This window comes from Streptomyces sp. NBC_00203 (assembly GCF_045206325.1).
GTDB classification, from domain to species: Bacteria; Actinomycetota; Actinomycetes; order Streptomycetales; family Streptomycetaceae; genus Streptomyces; species Streptomyces lutosisoli.
Map to the genome: position 1 here is coordinate 8,772,443 of NZ_CP108126.1, position 26,721 is coordinate 8,799,163.

Annotated in this window: 10 protein-coding genes and 1 pseudogene; 3 read left to right on the plus strand and 8 right to left on the minus strand. The window is 71.6% G+C overall.

The window, feature by feature from the left end:
* Nucleotides 1-163: 163 nt before the first annotated feature.
* Genes fdxA through OG975_RS39005 form a run of 3 tightly spaced genes read right to left on the minus strand, consistent with a single transcriptional unit; the run spans nucleotide 164 to nucleotide 3,390 of the window.
* On the minus strand, nucleotides 164-484 hold the full coding sequence (gene fdxA, locus OG975_RS38995; protein ID WP_406334203.1) for a ferredoxin: 321 nt from the start codon (nucleotides 482-484) through the stop codon (nucleotides 164-166).
* Entirely contained in the window at nucleotides 453-1,538 is a 1,086-nt protein-coding gene (locus OG975_RS39000) for a 2-oxoacid:ferredoxin oxidoreductase subunit beta (protein ID WP_406334204.1), read from the minus strand. Before OG975_RS39000 ends, fdxA begins: the two co-directional genes overlap by 32 nt.
* Nucleotides 1,528-3,390 (minus strand): 2-oxoacid:acceptor oxidoreductase subunit alpha, encoded by a 1,863-nt coding sequence (locus tag OG975_RS39005; protein WP_406334205.1) that lies wholly within the window; start codon nucleotides 3,388-3,390, stop codon nucleotides 1,528-1,530. Before OG975_RS39005 ends, OG975_RS39000 begins: the two co-directional genes overlap by 11 nt.
* Before the next feature lie 412 nt (nucleotides 3,391-3,802).
* Here OG975_RS39005 and OG975_RS39010 point away from each other — a divergent pair, with 412 nt between their 5' ends.
* The 3 genes and pseudogenes from OG975_RS39010 to OG975_RS39020 all read left to right on the plus strand — a co-directional run.
* The gene (locus tag OG975_RS39010) at nucleotides 3,803-4,390 is read left to right on the plus strand and encodes a TetR/AcrR family transcriptional regulator (RefSeq protein WP_406334207.1); all 588 of its coding nucleotides are present in this window, start codon (nucleotides 3,803-3,805) and stop codon (nucleotides 4,388-4,390) included.
* 600 nt (nucleotides 4,391-4,990) lie between these two features.
* A complete protein-coding gene (locus OG975_RS39015) occupies nucleotides 4,991-6,739 on the plus strand; it encodes an MFS transporter (RefSeq protein ID WP_406334208.1) in 1,749 nt (582 codons plus the stop codon).
* A 372-nt stretch (nucleotides 6,740-7,111) separates the two neighbouring features.
* Nucleotides 7,112-7,780, plus strand: a pseudogene (locus OG975_RS39020) (DMT family transporter); the annotation flags it as partial.
* 102 nt (nucleotides 7,781-7,882) lie between these two features.
* Here OG975_RS39020 and OG975_RS39025 read toward each other — a convergent pair.
* The 5 genes from OG975_RS39025 to OG975_RS39045 form a co-directional block, all read right to left on the minus strand.
* A complete protein-coding gene (locus OG975_RS39025) occupies nucleotides 7,883-8,572 on the minus strand; it encodes a TetR family transcriptional regulator (protein ID WP_406334209.1) in 690 nt (229 codons plus the stop codon).
* A 289-nt stretch (nucleotides 8,573-8,861) separates the two neighbouring features.
* Nucleotides 8,862-10,739: a hypothetical protein gene (locus OG975_RS39030; protein WP_406334211.1), complete on the minus strand. Its 1,878-nt coding sequence runs from the start codon at nucleotides 10,737-10,739 to the stop codon at nucleotides 8,862-8,864.
* Nucleotides 10,740-10,753: 14 nt separating this feature from the next.
* Complete coding sequence (locus tag OG975_RS39035) at nucleotides 10,754-12,421, minus strand: NAD(P)/FAD-dependent oxidoreductase (protein WP_406334212.1); 1,668 nt, start codon at nucleotides 12,419-12,421, stop codon at nucleotides 10,754-10,756.
* 92 nt (nucleotides 12,422-12,513) lie between these two features.
* Nucleotides 12,514-17,952, minus strand: coding sequence for a beta-ketoacyl synthase N-terminal-like domain-containing protein (locus tag OG975_RS39040; protein ID WP_406334213.1), 5,439 nt, complete (start codon nucleotides 17,950-17,952; stop codon nucleotides 12,514-12,516).
* On the minus strand, nucleotides 17,952-26,657 hold the full coding sequence (locus tag OG975_RS39045) for a beta-ketoacyl synthase N-terminal-like domain-containing protein (RefSeq protein ID WP_406334214.1): 8,706 nt from the start codon (nucleotides 26,655-26,657) through the stop codon (nucleotides 17,952-17,954). The genes OG975_RS39040 and OG975_RS39045 overlap by 1 nt, the downstream gene beginning before the upstream one ends.
* Nucleotides 26,658-26,721 lie beyond the last annotated feature (64 nt).

Below are 26,721 nucleotides of genomic sequence, written 5' to 3' on the forward strand. Positions count from 1 at the left end.
ACGGCATTGCGTCTAGGCCCTGTCGTCAAATTCCCGTCGTCCGCCCGGAGGGCGTGCCAGGCGTCGACCGGCAGACGGGAATTTGACGACAGGGCCGAGGGGACCGACGATCTCCGCGCCACGCGGAGCTGCTTCGCCGGTCCCCGAGCCGAAGCCGGCGGCGTCACACCGTCGGTACGGGCGCCCCCGCGACCACGGGGTGGTCGTGCTCGACCGGACCGAGACCCGAGGCGCCGCCCGGCGAGCCGAGTTCGGCGAAGAACTCGGTGTCCGCCCTGCGGAAGTCCGCCCACTCCTGAGGGGTGTCGTCCTCGAAGAAGATGGCCTCGACGGGGCACACGGGTTCGCAGGCCCCGCAGTCCACGCACTCGTCCGGGTTGATGTACATCTTGCGGGGGCCTTCGTAGATGCAGTCGACGGGGCATTCGTCGACACAGGCCTTGTCCTTCAGATCAACGCAGGGCTGCGCGATGACGTACGTCATGAGTGCTCTCCACGGTCCAGGTGTCGTTGCCGGTCAGGAGGGCGGCGAGATCGCCCTTGCCGTTCTGCTCGACGGCGGTGTCGAGCTGGGCGGCCATGAGCGCGTCGTAGGCCGGGCGTTCGATGTCGTGGAAGACACCGATCGGTGTGTGGTGCAGGGTGTCGGGGTCGGCGAGCCTGCTGAGCGCGAAGGCCGTGGTCGGGGACGCGGAGTGGGCGTCGTGGACCAGGATCTGGGACTCGTTGTCCGGCGTGACGGTGACGACCTTCAGATCGCCGGTGCGCTGATCCCGTACGACGCCACGCGCGCCGTCCGGTCCGAAGCGGATCGGCTGTCCGTGGTGGAGGCGGATGACGGCTTCCTCGGCCTGCTGTTTGTCCTTGAGTGCCTCGAAGGCGCCGTCGTTGAAGATGTTGCAGTTCTGGTAGATCTCCACCAGTGCCGTGCCGCGGTGGGCGGCGGCTTCGCGCAGCACGCCGGTGAGGTGCTGGCGGTCGGAGTCGACGGTCCGGGCGACGAAGGAGGCGCCGGCGCCGATGGCGAGGGACACCGGGTTGAAGGGCGCGTCCAGCGAACCCATGGGTGTCGACTTGGTGATCTTGCCGACTTCGGAGGTGGGGGAGTACTGGCCTTTGGTGAGGCCGTAGATCCGGTTGTTGAAGAGCAGGATCTTCAGGTTGACGTTGCGGCGCAGGGCGTGGATGAGGTGGTTGCCGCCGATGGACAGCGCGTCGCCGTCACCCGTGACGACCCATACGCTCAAGTCCCGGCGGCTGGAGGCCAGTCCGGTGGCGATGGCGGGTGCGCGGCCGTGGATGGAGTGCATGCCGTAGGTGTTCATGTAGTACGGGAAGCGCGACGAGCAGCCGATGCCCGAAATGAAGACGATGTTCTCCTTGGCCAGGTCCAACTCGGGCATAAAGCCCTGGACGGCGGCCAAGATCGCGTAGTCACCGCAGCCGGGGCACCAGCGCACTTCCTGATCGGACTTGAAGTCCCGGGCGGTGAGGGCGACTTCGCTCCTCGGTACCAGGGACAGTTCCTCAATGGGCATGGAGGACCTCCGAGAGAGCCTGCGCGAGCTGTTCGGCCTTGAACGGCATGCCGTTGATCTGCGTGTGGCTGTGGGCGTCGACCACATAGGCGGCCCGGATGAGCTTCGCCAGCTGCCCCAGGTTCATCTCCGGGATCACGACCTGGTCATAGAGCTTCAGCACGGTGCCCAGATTCCGGGGGAAGGGGTTGAGGTGGCGCAGATGGGCCTGCGCGATGTTCTCCCCGGCGGTGCGCAGTCGGCGTACGGCGGCGGTGATGGGTCCGTAGGTGGAGCCCCAGCCCAGAACAAGGGTGTTGGCGGTCCCGGAGGGGTCGTCGACCTCGATGTCGGGGACGTCGATGCCGTCGATCTTGGCCTGGCGGGTGCGGACCATGAAGTCGTGGTTGGCGGGGTCGTAGGAGATGTTGCCGGAGCCGTCCTGCTTCTCGATGCCGCCGATGCGGTGTTCCAGGCCGGGTGTGCCCGGGATGGCCCAGGGGCGGGCGAGGGTCTGCGGGTCGCGCTTGTAGGGCCAGAACACCTCGGTGCCGTCGTCGAGGGTGTGGTTGGGGCCCTGGGCGAACTGCACGCGCAGGTCCGGGAGTTCGTCGGTGTCGGGGATGCGCCAGGGCTCGCTGCCGTTGGCGAGGTAGCCGTCCGAGAGCAGGAACACGGGGGTGCGGTAGGTGACCGCTATGCGGGCCGCTTCGAGAGCCGCGTCGAAACAGTCGGCCGAGGTCTTGGGGGCCACGATCGGGACCGGGGCCTCGCCGTTGCGGCCGTACATCGCCTGGAGCAGGTCCGCCTGCTCCGTCTTGGTGGGCAGACCGGTGGACGGGCCGCCGCGCTGGATGTCGACGATCACCAGCGGCAGTTCGAGCGACACCGCGAGACCGATGGTTTCCGCCTTGAGCAGGATGCCGGGGCCGGAGGTGGTGGTGACCGCCAGCGAGCCGCCGAAGGCCGCACCGAGGGCAGCGCCCACGGCCGCGATCTCGTCCTCGGCCTGGAAGGTGCGTACGCCGAAGTTCTTGTGCCTGCTGAGCTCGTGCAGGATGTCGGAGGCCGGCGTGATCGGGTACGAGCCGAGGAAGAGGGGCAGATCCGCCTGCTGGGAGGCGGCGATCAGTCCGTACGACAGGGCCAGGTTCCCGGAGATGTTCCGATAGGTCCCGGCGGGGAACGCCTCCGCCGCGGGCGCGACCTCGTAGGAGACGGCGAAGTCCTCGGTGGTCTCACCGAAGTTCCAGCCCGCCCGGAACGCGGCGATGTTCGCGGCCGCGATGTCCGGCTTCTTCGCGAACTTGGCTTGCAGGAACCTCTCCGTGCCGTCGGTCGGGCGGTGGTACATCCAGCTCAGCAGACCCAGCGCGAACATGTTCTTGCAGCGGTCCGCGTCCTTGCGTGTCAGCCCGAAGCCGGCGAGCGCCTCCACGGTGAGCGTGTTCAGAGGGACGGGATGGACGTGATAGCCGTCCAGCGAACCGTCCTCCAGCGGACTCGTCCCGTAGCCGACCTTCTGCATCGCCCGCTTGGTGAACTCGTCGGTGTTGACGATGAGTTCACCGCCGCGCGGCACGTCGCCGATGTTCGCCTTCAAGGCGGCGGGGTTCATCGCGACCAGGACGTTCGGCGCGTCGCCGGGCGTAAGGATGTCGTGGTCGGCGAAGTGCAGCTGGAAGCTGGACACGCCCGGCAGAGTGCCTGCGGGGGCGCGGATCTCGGCCGGGAAGTTGGGCAGCGTCGCCAGGTCGTTCCCGAAGGACGCCGTCTGTGAGGTGAACAGATCACCAGTGAGTTGCATGCCGTCGCCGGAGTCACCCGAGAAACGGATGATGACCCGGTCGAGCTGATCCGTCTGTTTCGTCACCTGCAAGTGCCTCTCCCTGGGGCGGAAATGCGCGTGCGCGGGCATGCACCCGCAGAGCCGTCGCACTGAACGAGGGTTGGGCGCCCGCTGCGAGCGTAGGGGGATCGCAGAGGAATTTCAATGGGCGTTGAATTGTGTGGGAGGGGCCGATGCCGCGCCGATCGGTGAGCCCGCCGGAAGTCGCTCACGTGTGCTGGTACGGTGCCAAATGCCTGGTGGTGCAAGGGTGTTGAGGGTCTTCGCGGATGCCGCGAAAGCTTTGACCTGAGAAGTCACTGTGTGTAGACTTCATGGCCGAGTGAATTATTGTGAGGGCTCGGCGTCACGCTGTCCCGTCGTCGTGGACACCCGTGTCGGGGCCGGGCGGGAAGCACGTCCTTCGGGGGACTCGTGATCGAGAGGAAGTGCCGCCATGGCCGAAAGTAGGGGCACGCCCGGTAGCCGCCAGGCCATCATGCGGTCCGCCGCGGATCTCTTCGCCGAACTCGGTTACCGCAACGCGTCGTTGCGCGCCATCGCCGCGGACGCGGGCTGTGACCCCGCGCTGATCGGACACTACTTCTCCTCCAAGGAAGCGCTCTACGACGCCGTCGTCGCGGAGACGGTCAGGCCGGCCGAGGTGTTCCGGGAGGCGGTCGGGCGGCGGGATCCGGACGCGGCGGAGTGGCTGCTGCGCCATGCGGTGACCGACTGGGGCGACCCCGTGCAGCGACGGCGCATCCTCGGCGTGCTGCGTTCCGCGCTCGATCTGCCCGCGGCCAGGGAGCGGTTGAGCCAGTCACTGGTCCCGGAGGGTGTGGCGGGGGCGGACGAGGTCAGGCTTGCACTGATCAGCAGCCTGCTCGTGGGAGTCATGACGTCCCGTCACATAGGCTTGCTGCCACCTGAGTTGACGAAGGACGGTGACTCCGCCGAACTGGTGCGTGCGCTCGCGCCGGCGGTGGCCGCGCTTCTTGCCGCCGGTCCGGCCGGGGGTGCTCGCCCTGATCCGGGTGAGTGACCGCTGTTCGTGACGACTGCGGCCTGTGGGGGCGGCGGCTTGATGTTTGGTGCGCGTGGGGCAACTAGGCAACTTGCCCTGATCGAGGCTTACTTGGAGCGCGGCGATTCCCGATGGGTGGGCCAGGTGCCTGCGGCGTTCTGGGTGTCCACGGCTTCCCTGGCTTCCCGTCGTCTGCTGCCCAACGTCGTCTTCTGGCCACCGTCGTCAAGGTGAGGATCGGTCGTCATGGTGCTCGCCGTCGCCAAGGCGCCTGACGGTGCCCTCATCGGCGTACCCCTTCGCGATCCCGAACACTGAACGGCTCCCTGGCGTCCGCCGGTTCGGCGGATGGTGACCGCGTGTGCCGCGCGTGGTTGCCGAGGCGTCCGATCGGGCCGCTCCCACCTGATCCGGAACTCCTCGGGGCGCAGCTGCTTCTGACCTTCCCGCAGGTGTTGCCGCACGTCAACACGTCGAGTTCGTACAGCCGTTGGGCCGTGCGGCCCTGTCCGGAACACGGTCATCGAGCTTGCGGTATGGAATTCAGTGCTCGTAGACTTCATTGGAGAATGAATAACTCGCGGGTGCTGTCAGCGGACGGCGACCCAAGGAGGAAACATGGAATCGATTGACACGGGCGTGAAGGCGGCAGCCCCGCCCGGTACTTCGCCCGGCCCGGGAGCCCTCGCGAACCCGGCGCGCTGGGTGATCCTCGCCGTCACGCTGTCCGCCATCTTCATGCAGATGCTGGACACCACCATCACGATGGTCGCCCTGCCCTCGCTGCAGAGCGACCTCGGCTCGACCTTCGCCGAGATCCAGCTGGTCGTGGCGGTCTACTCGCTCGCCTTCGCCTGTGTGCTGGTGACCGGCGGGCGGCTCGGCGACATCTACGGTCGCCGCAAGGTCTTCCTGATCGGCATGCTGGGCTTCACGCTCGCCTCGGCGCTGTGCGGCGCGGCCCCCAGCTCGACCTTCCTGATCGCGTCCCGGGTGCTCCAGGGCATGTGCTCCGGCCTGATGTTCCCCCAGGTGCTGTCGATCATCCAGGTCACGTTCTCGGCGAAGGAACGCCCCAAGGCCCTTGCGATGTACGGGGCTTCGGTGGGACTCGGCACGGTGCTCGGGCCGGTGCTCGGTGGCTGGCTGATCCAGCTGAACATCCTGGACACCGACTGGCGGGCGATCTTCTACGTCAACCTGCCGGTCGGTCTGATCGCCCTGCTGCTCGGCCTGGCCAAGATCCCGGAGTCCTCGGCGGACGGCGCGCGACGGCTCGACGTCACCGGTGCGGTGATCCTGAGTGCCGGGCTCTTCAGCCTGATCCTGCCGCTGGTCATCGGCCGTGAACACGACTGGCCGGGCTGGAGCCTGGTGCTCCTCGTGCTGAGTCCGCTCGTGCTCGCCGAGTTCTTCGTGTACGAGAACAAGCTGTCGAAGCTGGCCGACAAGTCACCCCTGGTGCCGAGCGGGCTCTTCAAGGAGCGGTCGTTCACCGTCGGGCTCGTGATCAGCGTGGTGTTCTTCGCCGGAATCCCGTCGTTCTTCATGGTCTTCTTCATGAGCCTGCAGATCGGCTTCGGCTACACCCCGATCTCGGCCGGCCTGGTGAGCCTCGGCTTCGCCCTGCTCATCGCGGTCGGCTCGGCCCGCTCGGCGGCCGTGGTCAAGCGGCTCGGCACCAAGACGCTCGCGCTCGGCACCGGGCTGGCGCTGGTCGGCATGTCCGGGGTGATCGGCACGCTGCAATGGGCCGGATCGGACCTGCACGGCTACCAGTTGATTCCCTCGCTGATGGTCGCCGGGCTCGGCGGTGGCTTCTTCCTCGCTCCGTGCACCGGGATCATCCTGGCCGGCATCCGCTCCCGTGAGGCCGGTTCGGCGTCCGGCATGCTCGCCACCGCGCAGCAGGTAGGTATCGCCATCGGCATCGCGGTCGCGGGCATCCTGTTCTACGGTCTGCTCGGCTCGAACGCCGACGGAGCCAGTGTGACGGCGCTGCCGCAGCTGCGCGGCGACCTGGCGGCGGCCGGTCTCTCCGAGGCTCAGCAGACGCAGGTCACCACCGGTTTCCAGACCTGCTTCCACGACAAGATGAACCAGAAGGACCTCACCGCTACCCCGGCGAGCTGCGCGCGCATCGAGAAGGAGATGGCGAGCGCTCCCGTCCCGGCGGAGACCAAGGCGCAGGTACAGGCCGCGGTGCTCGGCAAGGCCGTGCCCGAGGCGCGCAAGGCCAACTTCGGTGACAGCTTCGAGCAGGTCGTGTACTGGCAGATCGGCTGCTTCGGCCTGTCCTGCCTGCTGGTCCTCGCCCTGCCGAAGATCCGTCCCGAAGACGTCCAGGACGTTCCCGGGGGCGCGTGACCTCGGCCGTACGTCCGGGCGCCGCAAACGAGTGGCGAATAGCGCGTAACCAGTAACGAATAGACGAAGAACGAGGGCCGGGGGCCGGGGGAGGCGCCCCGGTCCTCCCTCTCCTTTCGGCACCGGCTGTCCGTTGCGCCTGGTTGGGCCCAGGCGGGCCCTGTTGCCGTGTTGCCCGATCGTGCCCCGCGCTCCCCGCCGCCGCCCGCCCGCCGTGACTCCACGCCCCCAACACCCGCGCCCCCCGCGGTGAAAGGACGAACCGTGTTCCCGGTTCTCACGCTCGGCGTGGCCTCGGCCCTGGCGTACGCCGGTGCGGCCGTGGCCCAGCGAGCGGTGGCCTCGTCCGCGAGTGGGCGGGGGCGCCGAGGGGTGCTGCGCGGTGCGACCTGGTGGGTGTCGCTGCTGCTCAACCTGCTGGGTGCGGCGCTGCACACGGCGGCGCTGCGCTTCGGCTCGCTCGTCGCCGTGCAGATGCTCGGTGTGCTCACCCTGGTGACAGCGCCCCTGTTGTCCGCCGCCGTGCTGCGGCGTCGTACGACCGCCGCTCAGTGCTCCGGTATCGCCTACACCGTGGCTGGTGTAGCCGGGCTGCTCTTCCTGACCCGGTCCGCGCAGTCGAGCCGGACGCTCGCGCCGTCGGAGACGGTGGGTGTCGTCGGACTGACCGTCGTGGTGCTCGGGATCTCCACGGTGGCGGCCGCCGTCGGCCGCAGCAGGATGACCACAAGCCTGTGGTACGCGGTCGCCGCCGGGGTCGCCTTCGGAGCCGCGTCGGCGCTGACCCAGACCGCGGTCCTGAAACTGACGGACGGCGGCGCGTTACGGCTGCCGGTCTCGGCCGTCCTGCTCATGGTCGGGGTGATCTGCCTGGCGGTGGCGGGCCTTGTACTGTGTCAACTCGCCTACCGGGGCGGCCTGGAGGCCCCGCTTGCCACTCTCACCCTCGTCAATCCCGTGTTCGCCGCGCTCATCGGCGTCGTCGTCCTCGGGGACCGCTACACCACCGGAATCCCCGGCGCGCTGGCGGGACTCGCCGCGGCGGCCGCGGCGGGGCGCGGCGTCTTCGTACTGGCGCACACGCGCTCCGAGCCGGCCGCGCCGGAGCGGCGGCCGGCTCCGGGGTGGCGGCCAGGGCCTGTCCTAGCTCTGGGACAACCGGTCGAAGTGCACTTCGAGGGCGGGCACGAACCACTCGATGAGTTCCTCGAAGTCGAGCGAGGCCAGCGGCTCCATCCGCAGGACGTACCGCAGCATCACCAGGCCGGCGAGCTGCGCGGACACCAGTGAGGCGAACGCGGGGGTGTGGTCGCTCTCCCCGGGCACGAGCCGCCGGACGCAGTCCGCGAAGCTGTCCTCGATCTGGTCCCGGAAGGTCTTCGAGGTGGCCTCGTCCGACAGCCCGGTCCGGTAGATCGCGATCAGCGCGGGCCGGGTCGACTCGTCCTCCCAGAAGGACAGGAACGTCCGCGCGACCCGCTCGCCGCGGCGCTCCAGGACCGGCTCCGCGTCGTCGTCCGTCAGGGAGTCGAAGAGGGCCGACACATCGATCCGGGACGAGACCGCGTCCTGGAACACGCCTTCCTTGTTGCTGAAGAAGTGGTGGATGAGGGCCGGGTCGACCTGCGCCTGCTGGGCGATGCCGCGCATGGTGGTGCCCGAGTAGCCCTTGGCCGCGAAGAGTTCGAGCGCGGCCGTGAGGATCTGCTCCTTGGTGCTGCTCTGGCCCGGGCGCCGGCCGCCACCGCGCGACGGTGACCGGCCCCTGCGGGTGGCAGCGCCCGGCTGTGCGTCGGCCTGCGTGGCGCAGGGGATCCCGTTTCCGGTGCTCACCAGTCCCCCTTCGGGTATTTAATTCATGGGTGCAGGAAATCGACGATATCAGCATCCCACATGGGAAGACTCCCCGGTAGGGAGCATTCCGGCAGTCCGTCGCGGTGTCGAGGCCCCTTCGCGAACCGGTGCGGGGGCTGGCCGGATTCGATCAGGCCCGTGCCGTCGTGGGTGTCGCGGGGTGCCGGCGCGACAAGGAACCGCCGTCCCGGGCCCGCGCGGGCGAGCCTTGGCGGGACGGCGGTTCCTTCGCCCGAAATCCTTTCAGTGGCCTGTGAATTGACTGTGTCTATCGCTCGACGTCGGGCAGGACGGTGGCTCCCCGGGTGAGAACCCGCTGAACCATGTACGGCGCCCGGCGTTTGGCCCAGAGCAGTACCTTGACCCGTTTGAGCGGGGTGAAGTTGTAGTAGCGGTCGGTGGGGTCGCCGAAGGCGAAGAGCGGCGGGACGAACGAAGCGCTCCGCAACTGGCCGAAAATCCGCTCGGCCGCCACACCTGGCGCCAGCCGGCCGTCCGCGACCTGCCGCGCCAGCCGCTCCATGTCGTCGAACAGGGCTACGAAGCCGGGGTAGACGGGGAACCACAGCCCCGCGCCCCGGTGGCGCTCCAACTCCCGCCACTGGTCCGGCCGTCCGGGCGTGGCCAGCGCGTCGTTGCGGGCCCGCTTGAGGGACAGGGCGGCGAACATGGAGTGCAGCAGCCAGACCCGGCAGAAGGCGTTCCAGAGCCGGAAGTCGGTGGTCGCCGTCAGCGCCGTACGCAGCAGCCGGTCCCCGTGCTCGATCAGCGAGGCCTGGAAGGACTCCAGGGGCCGGAAGCGCTCCACCGACCAATCGCCGCTGCCCGCCGCCGAGATGAGGTGCGCGGCTGCCTCATGGACCAGCTCCGCGGTCAGGGTGACATCCCGGGAGAGCGTGAAGTCGCAGCGGACGGCGGAGCGTTCGAGGACGACGAAGCCGTCGCCGGCGGCCGCGTTGGCGCCGTACTGCCACGGCTCCGAGCCCGTCCACGGTCGGACCGCCGTGGCCTCGCCGAACTGCCACTCCAGGTCGGGGAATTGACGTATCAGCTGCTGGAAGTCGTCCTCCGGCGACGCCGACCGCTGCGGCCACAGCTTGGCGTCGAGGCTCACCGACACGCTGGTCAGTGAGGTCTCGCCGGTGCGCTGGTCGCCGAACGGGACGAGCTGGATCCACCCGCCGGGGAAGACCACCTGCGTCGTGCCGCCCGTCCAGGGGGTGCCGCCGGTGCCCGGGTCCACCCGCCGCTCCAGCGGCCGTACCCCCCGCAGATGCGCGGTCAGCACCCGCGAGGAGTGGCGCAGCGGGCGCAGGGCCGGATCGGGCCCGAGGCGCCGCAGCATCGGTGCGTCGGGTCCTGACATGTCGACCACGAACGCCGCCGCGACGCTGCTCCCGTCCGCCAGCTCGATGGTGAAGTCGCCTGCCTCGCCCCGTACTTCGGTGAACACGGAGCGGCCCTGCGGCACCTTGGCGCCGTAGCCCGTGGCGAGCCGGTGCACCCAGGCGTCGACGTCGGGCCGGTACAGATGCGACTCGCCGTGCTCGCTGGGCACGTTGAACTGCACCACGTGGTGCGGCCGTACGGGGGCGCCGGGGCGCGCGTACACGAAGCCGATGCTCGACTTGATGCCGGAGGTCCTGCGGACCTCGGCGGGCAGCTGCCCGAAGTGCCCGAGCGCGGACAGCTCCGGTACGCCGTAGCGGCGCGCGAGCAGCTCGAAGACCTCCGCGGTGTACGGGACCGTGGTCTCGCCCGACGGAGCCGTGGCGTCGTGCGGTGAGTCCACGAGGACCACGTCGATCCCGGCGCGGGCCAGGATCGCGGCGAGCATGCCGCCGCCGAGGTGGGCGCCGAGCACGGCGACGGTGTGGCGGGCCGCGTTTTTGGGCCGCGCCGAGCGCTCTGCCGGTGAGGCGGTTCGTTCGCCGCCGGCCGGTGGGGGCTGGTCGCGCAGTTCCCCGCGCCCCTTACGGGGCACGGTTCCGCTCCCGGCTTCACCAGGCGAGGGTGCGGCCGTCGGCTCGTACGGCAGTGCCGACTCGGCCGCCGTCACCGTCTCGGCGCCCTCCGCCCAGACCGGGTCCGCCGGTCGCGCGGGGCCCGCGGTGGGTGGTCGTTCCGTGGGATCGTGCGGGGACATGGGCTCGTCCTCCCTCATGAGTGCCTGCGCAGCCGGGAGCGCAGGAAGCCGCCGAGCGCGCCGGCCACCACGGGGCCGGTGTCCGCGGCGGCAGACCCGCGCTTGGCCCAGTGCATGGTGCGGATCATGCGGGCCGGGTTGGGGTTGTAGAAGCGGTTCGCCGGGTCGTGCAGACCGAACGGCGGCGGCGCGTAGCCATCGTCCTGCAACAGGTCGAACAGCTCGCCGGTGGCCCGGTCGGGTGTCATCAGACCGGCCTCGACGTCCCGGCAGGCCGCCCACGCGGCATCGGTGATCTTGTTGAAGCCGATGCTCGCCGGGAACAGTGCGCCGGGGTGCGGCTGCGCTTCCAACTCCCGCCAAATCAAAGGGTCCTTGGTACGCTGGAAGCGGACGAGTGCGTCCTGGGCGTTGAGCGTGCCGAGCACCGTGCCGAGCGCCCACATACGAAACGTGCCGTTCCACATGCCGTAGTCGCGGAAGGAGGTGAAGGAGGACGCCACCACCTCGTCGTGGGCCCGTACGAGACCCTGCTGGAGCGTCTCGATGTGCCCGAACCGCTCGGCGGAGAAGTCGTCGTCCTTGGCCGCCTCGATCAGCCGCCAGGCCAGCGAGTTCACCACGTCGGTGGTGTTGGTCAGACCGCGCGAGTACAGCGCGTCCACGAAGCCCGCGGCGTGCGAGGTCAGGCAGTAGCGGTCGCCGACGACCTGGTGCGAGGAGTACTGCAGCCGCCCGGTGGACACCCACGGGCGGGCGGCCTTCGCGTGCTTGAACTGCGGGGCGATGTCCGGGAACCGTTCCAGGAACTGCGCGAACTCCTGCTCCGGCGGCAGATCCGTCTTCGGGTGCTTGCGCGGGTCCAGGGTCAGACCGACGCTGCACAGCCGGTTGGTGGCACCCCGGTGGTTGTCGAACGGGATGACCCACACCCAGCCGCCGTCGAAGACATGGTGCAGGGTGCCCTGATGCCAGGGGCTCGGGTTGCCGTGCGCGCGCCCCGCCGGGCAGTCGTCGTACGGGCGCACCCCGATCATGTGGGTGAACAGGGTCCTTGAGTGCGTGCGCTGCTGCGGCACCTCGTCGCGCAACGCGAACTTCTTGGCCAGCGGCGAGTTGTGACCGCCCGCGTCGACCACGTACCGGGCGCGGATCGCCGGCCCGTTCTCCACCGCGAGGGTGACCCCGGATCCGTCCACCTCGACGTCCGAGACCCGGGTGCCCAGGCGCGGCACGGCGCCGTAGCGCACCGCCACGTTGAACATGTACGAGTCGACGTCCTGACGGAACATGTGGGACTCGGTGGACAGGGCCACCGGGATCACGAACTGGTTGATCTCGTCCGGGACCTGGCGCTCACCCTCGCGGTGGTAGACGAAGCCGAAGTTGCGCTTCTGGCCGGAATTCGAGGACACCTTGGAGCGCATCGTGGAGAAGTGGCTCAGATGCGCGATCTCCGGCACCCCGTAGCGAGCGGCGAGGATCCGCAGCATCACCGAGGTGTACGGGATGGTGGACTCGCCCACCGCGAAGCGCGGGTGGGTGCCGGCGTCGATCAGGACCGTCTTCACCCCGTTGCGGGTCAGGATGGCCGCGAGGATGGAGCCGGCGATTCCGGCGCCCAGAATGGCGACGTCATGGACGGCCTTGTCGGGCGAGCCGGACGCGGGCAGCGGTTGCATGATGCTCGTTCCTCCAGAGGTCGGGGCGGAGTGGTGGTGCCGGGGACCCGGGCCGCGAGCGGCTCCCGCAGCGTGGCGCGGGCCCCGGGCGGTCATGCCTGGTCCTGGACCGTCGGCCGCTCGGGGCCGGACGCGTCGGTGGTCGCCGGGTACCTCTCCTCGATCAGCTCGTGGAGGAAGGAGCCCCAGTGGATGCCGGGGCAGGCGAAGAAGTCACGGCTGTTGATCTCCAGGCCCAGATCGTCCCGGCAGCGGCTGATCAGCTCCATCACCATGAGGCTGTCCAGGCCCATGTCGGCGAGTCGGGTGTCCTCGGTGAGGGTGTCCAGCTCCAGGCGCAGGATCCCGGAGAGCTGGACGCGGATGTACTCGTTGAGCTCGGCGAGACGTTCGGTGCGGCTCAAACCCATCAACCGGGCGGTCAGCGCGCCGAGTTCGGCGTCCTCGGCCTGGCCGGCGGCGGGCGCGCTGCGGATCTCGCTGAGGATGGGCCGCTCCCGCCGCGCCTCCATCAGGTCCCGGAACAGAGCCCAGTCCGCCGAGCACACCGTACGGTGGGCGACCTTCTCGACCACCGCCTCGCCGAGCAGCTCCAGCGCGTGGTCGGGGTTGAGCTGGTGCAGCCCGATGGAGCGCAGGAACGCCATCACCGAGTCGTCCGCGAGCCCAGACCGGGCGGCCCACGGCCCCCAGCTGACCGTCGTGGCGGCCAGGCCCTTCAACTGCCGGTAGTACGCGAAGGAGTCCAGGAAGGCGTTGGCCGCCGAGTAACCCGCCAGGTGCTGCGAGCCCCAGACCGAGGCGATCGAGGAGAAGGAGACAAACAGGTCCAGGTCCTGGTCGACGGTGGCGTTGTGCAGCGCCCAGGTACCGTCCACCTTCGCGTGCAGGCAGCGGTCGTACGTCTGAGGGTCGCTCTCCCGCAGGAACTGCGGCTCCGACAGGCCCGCCGCATGCACCACACCGCGCAACGGCCGTCCGGACAGGCCCAGTTGGTTGGTCAGGGAACGCAACGCCGTCTCGTCGGCGGCGTCCAGCGCCACCACGCGTACGTCGGCGCCCTGGGCCTCGATCCGGCGCACCCCGGCGATCCTGGCGGCGGTGGTGTCGTCGTGGTGCGGGTCGTCCCAGGCGGAACGGTCCGGCAGACCCGTACGGCCCACGAGGACGACGGAGCCCGCGCCATTGCGGGCGAGCCACTCGCCCATCAGCAGGCCCAGGCTGCCCAGACCGCCGGTGACGAGATAGCTGCCGAGGTCGCTCAGCTGCGGCGCCGGACGCGCTGTGTTTTCCCCGTTCACCTCGCCAGAACCGGCCGCCACCAGCCGGGGCACCAGGACGGTGCCGTCGCGCCGGGCCGTCAGGTCCTCGGCGGTGCGGGTCGCGAGGAGCTCGGCGATCCGCTCCGCCTCGTCGAGCTCGCCCGCCGGATCCAGGTCGAGGAGGCCGCCCCACAGTTCGGGGTGCTCCAGGGCGGCCACCTTGCCCAGACCCCACAGCGGGGCCGCGGGCAGGCAGATCTCGTGCTGCCCGGGCCCGGTCCACTGGGCCCCGCGGGTCACCACCCACAGCTGGGTGGCGGCCCCGTCGACGGCCAGCTGCCGGGTGGCGGCCAGGAAGACGTGCTCCGCCTCGGCCCTGGCCTGGCCCACGGACTCGGCGCCGTAACCGGCCACCGGCAGCTCCAGGCCGCTCAGCAGGACCAGATGCCCGTACGGCCCGCCCGCGTCCAGGGCCCGCAGGACCGCCTCCGTGGACGGCCCGGCCTGGCTCACCACCGCTCCGCGCAGCGTCAGTTGCTTGGAGACGTCCTCCAGCAGACCGGTGTCCGTACCGCCCGTGGCGGCGCCGGAGCCGATCAGCAGCACCCGCTCGCCCAGCAGGCTCCGCTCACCGAACGCCTCCGGGCCGGCCGGCCGCCAGATCTGCTCCCACACGGTCTCCGCCCGCGCGCTGCGCGGCACATCCGGCACAGGCGGCGTCGACGACCGCAGATGGACGTCCCGCATCATGATCAGCACACTGCCGTCGGAGCCCAGGATCTCCAGGCCGCCCCTCAGCTCACCGTCCTCCTCGGCCGGGTCCAGCCAGCCGTGGATGTAGCGGCGGGTGCCCTCGGGGACGGCCGTGGGAGTCGGGGTCCCGCCGGTGCGCGGGGCGTTCTCGGACTGGCGCAGCAGCCCGAGCGTCAGATCGAGCAGGGCACCCCGGGGCAGTTTCTCGGCGGCCCGGTTGACCTCGGCGAGTACCTCGCCGGGCCCCTGGTAGACCTCGTTGAGGACCGGCTCGGCCCAGCCGGGCACCGTCATGTCGGCCGGGTCGACCGGCACACAGCGGGCCCGTACGGCGTCGAGGTCGCCGCCCGCCCGCCGGGTGTCCGTGGGGCGGCGGACCAGGACACCGCGGGCGTGCAGCCGCCAGCTGCCGCTCTCGGCGGAGTCGATGCCGTGCCGGGAGAAGCAGAGGAACAGCGAACGGCCGTCGTCGTCCTGGGGCAGTACGTAGACCCGTATCTGCGCGGGCCGGTGCTCGGGGTCCAGAAGCAGCGGTTCGCCCACCACGAAGCGGTCCACGAGCCGCGGCTGCGCGCCGGGCAGCTTGGCGGCGCCCGCCAGGGCCCAGTTGCAGAAGCCGCCCGCCGACACGGACCGCCGGCCGTCGGGGCCCGTCTGGACGAACACCTCGGACAGATCGTTCAGTTGGGGGGAGAAGGTGGGCGCGCCGGACAGCAGATGACCCTCGAAGAGCGCCCCTGGCGCGTCGTCCGCGGCGAACTCCGGGGAACTGCCCCGCGCGTCGTCGTTGAACCAGTACCGCTCACGCTGCCACGGGTAGCTGGGCAGTGAGGTGCGGCGCGGCTTCTCGTCGCGGTGCACCGCGCTCCAGTCGACCGGTACACCGCGGTGGTGCAGCGCGCCCAGGGCCTGGCCCACGATGTGCGTGTCCTCGCGGTCCCGGCGCAGTGACGGGATCCAGCCGACGCCGTCCTCGGGCAGGCAGCGGGCGCCGAGACCGAGGAGCACCGGGGCCGGACCGAGTTCGAGGAACGTGCGGCATCCCGTCTGATACAGGGCGGTGACGCCCGCGTAGAACCGCACCGGCGACAGCACATGCTCGGACCAGTAGGCGGGGCGCAGCTGTTCGGGCCCCCACTCGCGGCCCGTGACGTTGGAGATGATCGGGTACTTCGGCTGATGGAACGTCAAGGTTTCGGTGACCTTGCGGAATTCGTCGATCATCGGGGCCATCAGCGGGGAGTGGAAGGCGTGCGAGACGACAAGCCGGCGGTGCTTGACACCGCGTCCCGCCAGGACGTCGACGACCTTGGCGATCTCCTCCTCGGGCCCCGAAAGGACCACGTCCGTCGGCCCGTTGACCGCCGCCACCGCGACCTGCGGCACCGGACCGGCCTCGGCGATCGCCGCGCGCACGGACTCCTCGTCGCAGACCACGGTCTCCATCACCCCGCCCGAGGGCAGCGCCTCCATCAGCCGGGCGCGGGCCGTGACCAGCCGGGCGGCGTCGTCGAGCGAGTGCACCCCGGCGACGCACGCCGCGGTGATCTCGCCCAGGCTGTGCCCGATCAGCGCGGTCGGCCGGATGCCCCACGACTCCCACATCCTCGCCAGCGCGTACTCCACGGCGAAGAGCGCGGGCTGGGTGAAGCCCGTCCGGTTGATGCGCTCACCGTCGGACAGGACGGGGCCGAGCGGCTCGTCCAGGTAGCGGTCCAGGGCCTCGACCACCTGCGCGAGGGCGTCGGCGAAGACCGGCTCGGCGGCCGTCAGCGAGGCGGCCATCCCGGCGTACTGCGAGCCCTGGCCGGTGAACAGCCAGCCGAGCCGGCGCGCCTTCGCACCGGTCGGGCCGTGTGTGGTGACCTGGTCGGCGCGCTCGCCCGCGGCGAACGCGGCCAGCCCCGCGGCGAGTTGCTCGCGGTCGCCGGTCACACTGAGCCCGTGCTTCATCCGGGCCCGCCCGATGTGCGACGAGTAGCAGATGTCCGACAGGGTCCGCGCGTCCGCCGCCCGCACCCGGCTCTCGTACGTGCCCGCCATCGCGCGCAGCGCCTCCGGGCTGTTGGCGCTGAGGGTGAGCAGACCCACCTCGCGCGGGGCGCCCTCGCGGGGTGCGGCCTGCGGTGCCTCGCCGAGCACGGTGTGCGCGTTGGTGCCGCTGGCGCCGAAGCTGCTCACCCCGGCGGTCCTGGGCCCGTCCGGCCAGCGGGTCTCCTCGCTGGTCACCTTCAAGTTGATGGCGTCCCAAGGGACTTGAGGGTTCGGGTTGTCGAGGTGCAGATGCTTGGGGAGCGTGTCGTGCTGAAGGGCCAGAACGACCTTCAGCAGGCCCGCCGCACCGGCGGCCGGCTCCAGATGGCCGATGTTGGTCTTCACCGAACCGACGAGCAGCGGCCGGTCGGCCGGACGCCCGGTGCTGGTGACCGCGTTCAGGGCCTTCAGCTCGATCGGGTCGCCCAGCTGGGTGCCGGTGCCGTGCGCCTCGACATAGGTGAGGTCGGCGGGGGAGACCCCGGCGTCCTTGAGCGCGGAGGTGATGACGTTCTGCTGCGCGGCCGGGTTCGGAACCGTCAGACCGCTGCTGCGCCCGTCGTGCTCCGTCGCCACGCCCCGGACCACCGCGAGGACGCGGTCCCCGGCGGCCTCCGCCTCGTTCAGCCGCTTCAGTACGAACAGCGCGCCGCCCTCACCACGGGCATAGCCGTCCGCGGAGGCGTCGAACGTCTTGCAGCGTCCGTCGGGTGACAGCGCGCGCAACTTGCTGACCAGGACGAAGCCGTACGGGGACAGCATCAGGTTCACCCCGCCGACCAGCGCCATGTCGCACGCGCCGGAGCGCAGCGACAGGACGGCCTGCTCCAGCGCCACCAGCGAGGACGAGCACGCCGTGTCGATCACCATGCTGGGGCCCTGGAAACCGAAGGTGTACGAGATCCGGCCGGCCAGGAAGCTCGGCTCACCGATCAGCTGATAGGCGTCGACGTCCGCCATCGAGCCCTTCTGCTGCCGCATCCGCACGTAGTCGCTCGTACTGGCACCGAGGAAGACCCCGACCCGGCTGCCCTCTAGCTCGCTAGGCGGCAGGCAGGCGTTCTCCATGGCCTCCCAGGCGAGTTCGAGCACCAGCCGCTGCTGTGGATCCATGCCCGCGGCCTCACGCGGCGAGATGCCGAAGACGGTCGGGTCGAAGGCGTCCACCGGGCCGTCGAGGAAGTTCCCCAACAGGGTGTACGCGGTGCCCGGGTGGTCCGGGTCCGGGTTGTAGAAACCCGCGATGGAGTGCCGCTCCTCGGGGAACTGGGACGTCGCGTCGTGGCCGTCGGCCAGGGACTGCCAGAACTCCTCGGGCGTGTCGCCACCCGGCAGCCGGCAGGAGAGACCGATCACCGCGAGTGGCTGTGGCTGGGAGAGCTCCTGGACCCGCGCGCGCAGACTGCGGATGGTGCCGAGGGAGTCCTTGAGCCGGCCGCGGAGAACGTCCTGGCTCGGCTGCTCGGCGTGGCTCTTCGTCATCAGTTCTCCTCAAATCCAAGCGCCTGTGAGCCGGAGATCTCCGCCTCCAGTTGGCGTAGCAGTTCGTCGTCGTCGAGGCCGTCCAGGTCGTCGGCGGCCTCGGCCTGGGACTCGTCGGGGCCGGCCGGGTCCGCGGCGGTGTCCTCGGCGCCGGCGGCCGGGTGGCCGAGCTGCTCCAGGAGGTGCGTGGTGAGCGCCAGTGCGGTCGGATGCTCGAAGGCGACCGTCGAGGACAGCTCGGTCTCCAGCTCGCGGGACAGCCGCAGCCGCAGCGTCAGCGACATCACCGAGTCCATTCCGAGCTCGAAGAAGCCCTGGTCGGCCCGGAGGTCGTCCTCCGGCAGGCCGAGCACCGCGGCGACCTGCGCGCACACCCAGTCGAGCATCCGGTCGCGGCGCTGCACGGGGTCGAGCCCGCTGAGCCCGGCCACGAACTCGGTGCCGCCGGTCTGCTTCGCCGCCCCCAGGACCGTACGGAACAGCTCCCGGTGCGGGGCGTCGGCCAGCGCGCTGCCGAACAGCTCCCAGTCCACGTCGGCCACGCACGCGTGCACGGTGTGGTCCCAGGCCAGCAGGTCAAGGGCGGTGACCAGGTCATGCTCCCGCAGCGGGGCGACCCCGCTCGACTTGAGCAGTAAAGTCGTCCGTTCGTCGAGAAGATGGCTGCCTTCGAGCGGCATCAGCTCGATGTGCGCCACCGGCAGCCCGCCGGCCCTGCGCCGCGCGGCCAGCGCCCGCAGCGACCAGTCGGCCGGCGCCGCCGCACCCGTGACGGCGCCGCCCCAGGTGCCCGGCACCGAACCCAGCAGGACGAAGAGGCGCACCGGATCCTTGGCGGTCAGCCGGTGCAGCAGCTCGGCCGTCTCGGCGCGGTTCCACTCGGCCCGCAGCGCGGCCTCGGTGGTCTCCTCCAGCGGGGCCGCCAGCTCCGGAGCCGCCGCGCACACCACGCCCGCGATCCCGGAGTCGGCCCGCAACTCCTCGACCAGTGCGGCCAGTTCGTCCCGCGAGCCCCGGGTCCGCACGGTGCGGACCTCGGCGCCCGCGGCACGCCACCCGTCGATACGGTCCTCGACGGACAGCCGCTCGCCCTGCCCGGGTTCGGTGTCGGCGAGCACGATCCGCCGGGCGCCCGCGCCGACCAGCCAGTCCACCACGGGCGGCACCAGGGCGCCGCCCGCACCGGTCACCAGCTGCCAGCGCTCGGCGGACAGTGGCCGCTGCCCGGCCCGGTCCGGCGCGTCGGCACGCACCAGCGAACCGACCTGCACCGACGAGTGCTCCACGCGGATGTGCTCGTCGCCGGGCGCGCACAACAACCGCGTCACCAGCGTGCGCAACTCCTCCGCGCTGCCCCGGCTCAGGTCGACATGGCCGCCCCAGGCCTCGGGGCGTGTCATCGCCAGCGTGCGGCCGAGCCCGGCGTGCGCCCCCTGGTTGCCGTCCGGGAAACCCTCGTGACCGGACGGCAGCAGGGCGTGCCGGGTGACCAGCCACAGCCGGGGCACCGTGCCCTCGGCGCCCGCGAGAGCGGCGGTGAGCGCGGTGGTGACACGCCATCCGTCGGGGCGCGAGTCGAGGTCCTCCAGCGGCCACAGGTCGCAGATACCGGTGGTCGCCTCGTTGGCGTGCACCGCGAGCAGCGTCTCCCACGCCTCCCGGTCGGCCGGGTCGACGACGAGCCCCTCGCTCCCCGGTACGTCAACCGAGCGCACCCGGCGCACCTCGCAGCCCGCCGCCCGCAGCCCCTCGGCCACGGCACCCGCCAGATGCTCGGTGTCACCGCACACCAGCCAGCGCGTCGCGGGCGCCACCTGCGCACCGTCCCGGCCGGCCGGCCGCTGACCCGCGGCGTGCCACACCATCCGGTACAGCAGCCGCTCGATCCGGCCTCCGTCGCCGTCCCCGTCCCCGTCCGTGTCGGCCGAGGCCGGTTCGGGTGCGGCGGCCAGGCGCAGCCCGGTCAGCTCCACCACGGCACGGCCCGCCGCGTCGAGCACGGTCACGTCCGCCTCCGGCTGCCCGTGCGCACGCGAGCGGACCGGACCCCGGCACACCCGTACGGTGCCCTCCACGGCCGCCCTGACCCGGACCGACGCGAGGCCGGCGGGCAGCGGTTCGGCGTCCGGCGCCCCGGCGCCCGGCACGTCCGCGACCAAGTGCAGTGCCAGACGCAGCAGTTCGGCGGGCAGCCGGTGGCGGGCGGCACCGTCGGGCAGCTCCACGGTGACGTCCGCGGCGCCCCGGCCACTGCCGGCCGACCGCACCCCGAGCGCCGGGAAGCGGTCGGCCAGCGCGGCCCGGAGGGGCTCGTCGTCGGCCAGCGGACCGAGGGCGACAGCGTCCGAAGCAGGCCGGGCCGATACGTCGGTCGACGCGCTCAGCGCGGGCGTGTCCCCGCCGCTCGCGTCCCCGGACAGCGGGCGCAGCACGACCGTGCCCTGCCGGGTGTCGACCACGGCCTGAAGGCCGGCCCGTCCTTCGTCGTCGGCGCGGGGCGCAGTGCCGAACCGTACGTCGTCCAGTGCCGGCGCGGGGGAGCCCGTCGCGGCGGCACCGGCGAGCGCGGCCTCCAGGAGCGCGGGCGCCGACACCGTCGTACGGGATCCGGAACCGCTGACCTGCCAGGGGCTGCGGGTTCCGTCCACCGTCACCGGGAGCAGCGCCGTCCACGCGGCGGTCGTCGGCCGCACCGGCGCCCCGACGAGGGCGCCCGAGCCGGCGGGGCGGTCCACGGGGGTGTCCGGCAGCCAGTGCTCCTTGCGCTGCCAGGGATAGCCGGGCAGATCCACCACGGTGCGGCCGGGGCCGGCGAACGCCGCCCAGTCGACCGGGGCGCCCTGCGCGTGCAGCGTGCCGAGGCTGGTGAGCAGGGTGCCCACCTCGTCCTCGTCGCGGACCAGCGAGGGCAGCACCACGGGGCGTTGCACCCCGGCGGCCTGCAAGGACTCCTCGGTGCCGGAGACCAGCACCGGATGCGGGGACACCTCGACGAACACCCGGTCCTGCGGGTCCTCGACCGCGCTCACCGCGTCCTGGAAGAGCACCGTGTTGCGCAGATTGCGGCCCCAGTACTCGGCGGTGAGCGCGGAGCCCGCCACCTCGCCGCCCTCCACCGAGGAGTACAGCGGGACACGGGCCTCGGACGGCACCAGGTGCGCGAGGCCGGACACCAGCCGCTCCCGCAGCGGTTCCATCAGCGGTGAGTGCGGCGCCACCAGCACCTTGACCCGGCGGACGAACACATTCGCCTCGGTCAGCTCCTCGGCCAGCTCCTCCAGGGCGTCCACATCACCGGCGACCACCGTGGTGCGCGGGCCGTTGACCGTGGCGATGCCCAACTTGTCCTCGTACAGCACCAGATACGGCGCGAGGCCCTCGCGGGACAGCCCGACGACGATCGAACCGCCGGTCCCGACCAGCGTGTCCAGGAGCCGCGAGCGCAGGCACAGGATCTCGGCGGCCTGCGCCAGGGTCAGCGCCCCGGCGGCCCAGGCGGAGGCGACCTCGCCCATGCTGTGCCCGACGACCGCCGCCGGCACCACACCCCAGCTGCGCCACAGCTCGACCAGGCCGACCTGCACCATGAAGATCAGCTCCTGCGGGACGCCCTCGTCGAAGGGGCGGCTGTCCGGCTCACCGCGCAGCGAGGCCAGCGGGGACCAGGCGATCCACTTCCGCATCTCCTCCTCGCAGCTCAGCACGGCAACCCGGAACACCGGCTCGCTCTCCAGGAGCCGGCGCCCCATCCCGGCCCACTGCGAGCCGAACCCGGAGAAGACGAACACGCAGGAGCGCTCCAACTCAGCCGTCCCCGTGAGGACTTGGGAATGGGCCTCACCCTTGGTCAGCGCGCGCAGCGCCGAGCGGACGCCGACGACGTCCTGACCCACCACGACGGCCCGGTGGTCGAGATGACTGCGCCGCGCGGACGCCGTGTACGCCAGGTCGGCGAGGGTGTTCGCGTCTCCCGACTCCAGCACCGCGAGGTACTGCTTCGCCGCGTCGGGCAGCGCCGACTCCTGCGCGGCGGACAGCGGCAGCGCGAAGCGCGCCGGGGGTTCGCCGCCCGCCTCCCCGGGAGCCGGGGCCTCGGCCACCAGGATGTGCGCGTTGGTCCCGGTGAAGCCGAAGGAGCTGACGCCCGCGATCCGGCGCCGCCCGTCCTCGGGCCACCGCTCCGCACCCTCGGCGATCGCCAGCCCCAGCCGCTCCCACGGCACTTGGCGGGTCGGCGTGGTCGTCACCCCGATGTGCGGGGCGATCCGCCCGGAGTGCACCGACAGCACCGCCTTGATGAGCCCGGCCATACCGGCCGAGGCCTCCAGATGCCCGATGTTGGGTTTGGCGGAGCCGACGAGGAGAGGTGCGCCATCGGGCCCCTCGGGGCGCAACGCCTGGGCGAGCGCCCGCAGTTCGATGGGGTCGCCGAGCGGGGTACCGGTGCCGTGCGCCTCGGCGTAACCGACGTCGCGGCCGCTCAACCCGGCCTGTACCAGGGCCTGTTCGATCAGGGCGCGCTGCGCGGTGCCGTTCGGCACGGTCAGCCCGCTGCTGGCGCCGTCCTGGTTCACCGCGCTGCCGGGCAGCACGGCGTAGATACGGTCACCGTCGGCGAGCGCGGTCGACAGCCGCTTCAGTACGACCGCTCCGGAACCCTCGCCGCGCAGATAGCCGTCGGCCGCCTCGTCGAACGTACGGCAGTGGCCGCTGGGGGAGAGGGCGCCGCCGGCCGAGACCGCCACCGGGATCACCGGGCTGAGGATCACGTTGACGCCACCGGCCACCGCGAGGTCGCTCTCGCCCTGGCGCAGACTCTGCATGGCCAGGTGCACGGCGGTCAGCGACGACGAGCAGGCGGTGTCCACGGCCATGCTGGGTCCGGTCAGGCCCAGGAAGTAGGAGAGCCGTCCGGACGCCCCGGCGAAGGAGTTGCCGGTGCCGTAGTAGAGGTCCACGTCCTGGAGGTGGCTGCCGATGTGCTGGGCGTGGTCCGCGCTGTTCATGCCGACGAAGACACCGGTGGCGGAGCCGCGCAGCCGGTCCCTGGTCGCGCCGGCGTCCTCCAGTGCCTCGTAGGCGACTTCGAGGAAGAGCCGGTGCTGCGGGTCGAGGCTGCGTGCCTCACGGGGCGAGATACGGAAGAACGCCGCGTCGAAGCCGCGTACGTCGTCGAGATAACCGCCGCGCAGCGAGGTCATGGTGCCGGGTGTCCACGGCCCGTCGGACAGGAACGCCTGACCGTCCCAGCGGTCCGAGGGCACGTCGCGGATGACTTCGCGGCCGTCCAGCAGGAGCTGCCAGTAGTCCCGCACGGAGGGGCTGCCGGGGAAGCGGCAGCTCATGCCGACGACGACGATCGGGTCGTCGGCAGGGGCATCGGCAGTGCCGCCCGATGCCGCGGGCACGGTCTCCCGCTCGTGCGGCTGTGCCGGTGCGGTTGCGGGCGTCCGCGGTGCCTTGTGTGCGATCACCTGCGGCAGCAGATGGTCGACCAGCTCGTCCAGGCAGGGGCGTTCGAAGGGGGTGGACAGGGGGATGTCCAGGCCGAGCCGCAGACCGAGGCGGTCGACGAACTCCACGATGCTCAGCGAGTCCAGACCGAGGTCGGCGAAGCCGCGCCGGGGCGGGATGCGCCGCCCCGGGTCCTGGCCGAGGATCTCCGCCAGCACCTCGGACATCAGCCGCATCAGCGACCTGCGCTCGCGCTCGGCGCTCGCCGGTTCGGAAGCGACGGGCGCGCCGGCGGACTCCGTCGTACCGGCGGGGGTTCCGGTCCCGTCCGCCACCGTTCCCGCAGGGGGAAGGAACGGGGCGGTGGCGGACGAGGCGGCTTCCCGGTCGGTCCCCAGGGGGGTCGGGACCGTGACCGGGGCTGCACCGCCGGAGCCGAGCGGCTCCGGCGGAGTCGTGGGCGCGCCGCTGGGCGTGCCGTTCAGTTCGAGCTGCTGCGCGGGCCCGAGCGGCCTGCCCGACGGGTCGAGCAGCTGCACGGCGAGCCGGGCGGGCGCGACCTCCGCGCCCGGCACGGCACCCGGGGCGTACTGCGTGCCCGGAGTCACCTCGGGCAGCCAGAACGACTCGTGCTGCCACGGATGCCGGGGCAGCTCGGTGAGCCGGCCCGGAACCAGATCGGCCCAGCGGACCTCGGCGCCGGCGCAGTGCAGTGCGGCGAGCGAGGAGAGCAGCGTCGCGGGCCCGTCGGCGTCCCGGCGCAGCGAGCCGACCGCGACACCCTGGCGCCGCAGCGACTTCAGTGCCTCCGTCAGAGGGCGTACGAGGGTGGGGTGCGGGCCGATCTCGATGAAGTCGGCGCCCATGTCCTGGAGCAGGCCCCGCACGGCGGGCCAGAAGCGGACGGGGCGCAGCACATTGGCGGCCCAGTACGCCGCGTCCAGCGTGGCCGGGGGCTCGTCGGGCCAGACGGTGGACACGAACGCGGCAGGCCGGTCGGTCGGTGCCAAGTCGCCCAGTTCCGCGCGGAGTTGGTCCGCGAACGGTGCCATCGCCGGGCTGTGGAACGCGTAGTCGCCGGGCACGAACCGCGCGGTGACGGACCGTTCGCGCAGCAGCGAGGCGATGGCTGTCAGATCGTCCTCGGAGCCGGCGAGCACCGTCGAGGCGGGCCCGTTGACCGTGGCGACGGTGACCGCCCGCCCGGTTCCGGCGGCGATCTGGACCGCCTCGTCCTCGGGAAGGGCCACCGCGAGCATCCGCCCGGTGCCCGCGGCGGCGGCCATGACGCGCCCGCGCCGCACGGCGAGGTCGAGCGCCGTGGGCAGGTCGAGGGCGCCGGTGAAACAGGCGGCGGAGATCTCGCCGAGGCTGTGCCCGACGACCTTGGACGGCTCCACACCGCGCGAGCGCCAGACCTCGGCGAGCGCCAACTGCAAGGCGACGACCGCCGGTTGGGCCAGTTCGGTGTCGGCGAGATCGCTGCCGCCCAGCAGCTCCCGCAGACCCGGCATGCCCGCCTCGCGCAGCACCGCGTCGCTGTGCTCAAGGCTCGCCGCGGCGACCGGTTCGCGGTCCCACAGGTCAAGGCCCATGCCCCGCCACTGTGAGCCCTGCCCGGAGAAGACGAAGACGGTGCGGTGGCGGCGCCGGGGCTCGGCGGTGCCGGTGATCGTGCGCTCGTCGGGGTTGCCCTCGGCGAGTTCGCGCAGCGAGGCGCAGAGCTCCTCGACGTCGGCGCCGATCACGGTGGCCCGCGCCTCGTGGTGGGTGCGCCGGATCGCCGCGGTGTGCAGGACGTCCGCGACGGACCGCTCTCCGTCGAGGGTGCCGGCCAGGTCGCGGGCGCGTTCCTGGAGGGCGGCCTCCGTGGAGCCGGAGAGCAGCAGCACCCGAGGGGCGTCCGTCTCGGGCGCGCTCGCCTCGGGAGCCGGCTGCTCGGCGGGCGCGGACAGCAGCAGATGGGCGTTGGTGCCGCTGAGGCCGAAGGCGCTCACACCGAAGAGGGTGTCCTCGGTCGCGTCCAGCGGCCTGGCCTCGGCCGAGATGCTCAGCGGCCCGTCGGCCCAGGGGATCGCCGGGTTGGGCGTGCCGAGGTGCAGCTGGGGCGGCACCACCCGGTGCCGTGCGGTCAGGACGGTCTTGATCAGGGCGGCGACACCGGCGGCCGCGTCCGTGTGCCCGAAGTTGGCCTTGTGCGAGCCGATGTGGAGCCTGCGCCCGGCGTCACGGCCGGGGCCGAACACCTGCGACAGCGCGTACGCCTCGATCGGGTCGCCGAGCGGGGTACCGGTGCCGTGCGTCTCGACGAACGCGACCTCGTCCGAGGTGGCGTCCGCGCGGTGCAGGGCCTCCCGCAACAGGGCTTCCTGCGCGGAGGCGTTGGGAACGGTCAGGCCCGCGCTGCGGCCGTCGTGGTTGAAGGCGCTGCCCCGGATGACCGCGAGCACCTGGTCGCCGTCGGCGAGCGCGTCGTCGAGCCGCTTCAGTACGACGACGCCGCAGCCCTCGCCGCGCACGATGCCGTCGGCGTCGGCCGCGAACGGCTTGCACCGTCCGGTGGGGGACAGTGCCTGCACCTTGCTCATGAAGATGGACAGTTCGGGGGCGGCGAGCACATTGACGCCGCCCGCGAGCGCGGTGTCGGCCTCGCCACTGGCCAGCGCGCGGCAAGCCAGGTGGACGGCGACCAGGGAAGAGGAACACGCGGTGTTCACGGCGAGCGCCGGCCCGTGCAGCCCCAGGGTGTAGGCGACCCGGCCGGGCGCGAAGCTGAACTCCTTGCCGCTCGCGTAGTACGGGTCGATGCCCTTCACACCGCGCGTCTTGGAGTGCAGCAGCGTGTAGTCCATGCCGAGCATGCCGAAGAACACGCCGGTACGGGAGCCCGCGAGCTGGGGCTTGGTGAGCCCCGCGTGCTCCAGGGCCTCCCAGGACACTTCGAGAAGGAGCCGCTGTTGCGGGTCCATCTCGCGCGCCTCGCGGAACGAGATGCCGAAGAAGTCGGCGTCGAACTGGTCGAGCCCCGGCAGCACTCCCGCGTAGCGGCAGTACCCGGTGCCCGGTGCGGCCCCGTCCTCGCTGATGTACTCCGGGCCCCAGCGCTCGGGGGGTATCTCCCCGATCACGTCGACGCCGTCCCGCAGGACGTGCCAGAAGGACGCGGGATCGGTCACCCCGCCCGGATAACGGCACCCGATGCCGACAAGGGCTATGGCCGGATCGGTGGTGATTCCGTTGCGGGCGGGCATGGATCCCCCTCCAGGAGTGCGACAGACGGTGGGTGCGGACGGATGTCCGGGGCCGGACGGTGCG